This window comes from Ectothiorhodospira shaposhnikovii (assembly GCF_022227765.1).
GTDB lineage: Bacteria > Pseudomonadota > Gammaproteobacteria > Ectothiorhodospirales > Ectothiorhodospiraceae > Ectothiorhodospira.
The window spans coordinates 1-1,574 of sequence record NZ_JAJMLZ010000025.1 but is presented as its reverse complement, the minus strand read 5'-3'; the positions used below and the strand labels follow the sequence as shown (position 1 = coordinate 1,574).

Here is a 1,574-nt window from a genome sequence, read left to right as displayed (position 1 = left end):
AGTAAATAACCCTCGACTGAAGTCGAAGGCTTTATTGTGAAACGAGAGCATGGTTGATCCCATTTCCAACATCAGGCGTATTTACAGCCGCCCTCGACAGCGGGGCACCGCTGCCGATCCGGGCAAGATTTCGACTCGCATTCAAGTCGCTGTGCGCCCGGAGACCACAGTGTTCGCACACGAAACGATGTTTGCTGCGCTTGCCGATGCTTCCGCAGTCGGAGCAGGTCTGGCTGGTATAGGCCGGGTTCACGTATTCGACCGCAATACCCGCCGCTTTCGCCTTGTATTCGACGAAGCTCTGAAGCTGCCGCCATGCCCAGCGGTGCAGGCGGCCACGCATGCGCTTGCCCGCCTTGATGCGGGAGCGAATATGCGTCAGGTCTTCCATCGTGATCTTGGCGACACCAGCCTGGATGGCTGTCTGGACGATGGCCTTGCTCGTTTCGTGATTGATGTGCTTCACACGCCGCGCCTCCTTGCCGGAGACCTGCCGGAGCTTTTGTTTGGCGCTCTGACTGCCGTTGGACTGGAGGCAGCGGCGCAGGGCAAGGTAACGGTCGCGCTTATCGCGCAGTGGCTCGCCGCCGAAGACCTTGCCCAAGCTATGGGCGGCGAGGTTGTTTTCTCCGACATCCACACCCATCACAGGGCCGGATGCCACAGGTTCCGCGTCGCAGGACTCGACGACAAGGTTGAAAAACCACTGCCCTTTGCGCAATACCAGCTCCGCCTCCTTCGGCTGGCCGGATTTAAGGATGCGGCGCTGATGTTCGCCGGGACGCATTGCGACCTTGATACGGCCATCAAGCGTGTAGAGCGTGACAGCATCGTTCTTGAGGGTGTAGGTGCGTTTGTCGAAGTGCACGCTGGGGCGGTCGAAGCGGATTTCCGGGATCGGCTCATCTTTCCTGATGCGCCCGAGTTCCTTTTGCGCCTTGTAGGCCTTGCACACCGAGAAGATGACGTTGCAGCACATCTGGCTGCCCAGCGGCGTGGCCTCCCGCAGGTTGCTGTACGTTCGCTGGTGCAGCCCAACCCGGTTCCACAGACGATACTCACGCACGATGGGAACCAGACGGTTGCACGCATCCGCGTAGGCTGTTCGCAACGCAGCAAGCGCTCTGGCCTGCTCCGCGCTCACCTCCAGCCGGATCGACGCCGTGCGCATCATCGCTTATCGCCTCTTGGTGACATGCTCGGAACGCTCGATGTAGCGACGGATGGTTTCGGCACTGACGTTTCCCGCCGTGCCGACGTAGTACGACGGCGACCACAGGTGTCCGCCCCACAGCCGTTTCTTCAGCGCCGGGAACTGCTGGAACAGACGGCGAGCCGTGACGCCCTTGAGCACCTTGACGGCATCGGCCACGGCAATGGCAGGCGGGATGCTGACGAACAGGTGGATGTGATCCGGCTGAATCTCCTTGGAAATCACCGGCCAACTCCGTTCCGCGCAAATCGCATCCAGCATCGCCCCTGTTTCCTCCGCCACCGCTCCAATCAGTACGTCGCGCCGATACTTCGGGCACCAGATCACATGGTACGCCGTTTGATAGACACAATTACGTTTC

Annotated in this window: 2 protein-coding genes; both read right to left on the bottom strand. The window is 60.4% G+C overall.

All coding sequences use genetic code 11. The features are described from left to right. Positions 1 to 31: 31 nt before the first annotated feature. Positions 32 to 1,174 (bottom strand): RNA-guided endonuclease InsQ/TnpB family protein, encoded by a 1,143-nt coding sequence (locus LQD11_RS15405; protein ID WP_238618344.1) that lies wholly within the window; start codon positions 1,172 to 1,174, stop codon positions 32 to 34. Positions 1,175 to 1,177: 3 nt separating this feature from the next. After that, a partial coding sequence (tnpA, locus tag LQD11_RS15400) for an IS200/IS605 family transposase (RefSeq protein WP_238618343.1) occupies positions 1,178 to 1,574 on the bottom strand: 397 nt, incomplete at its 5' end.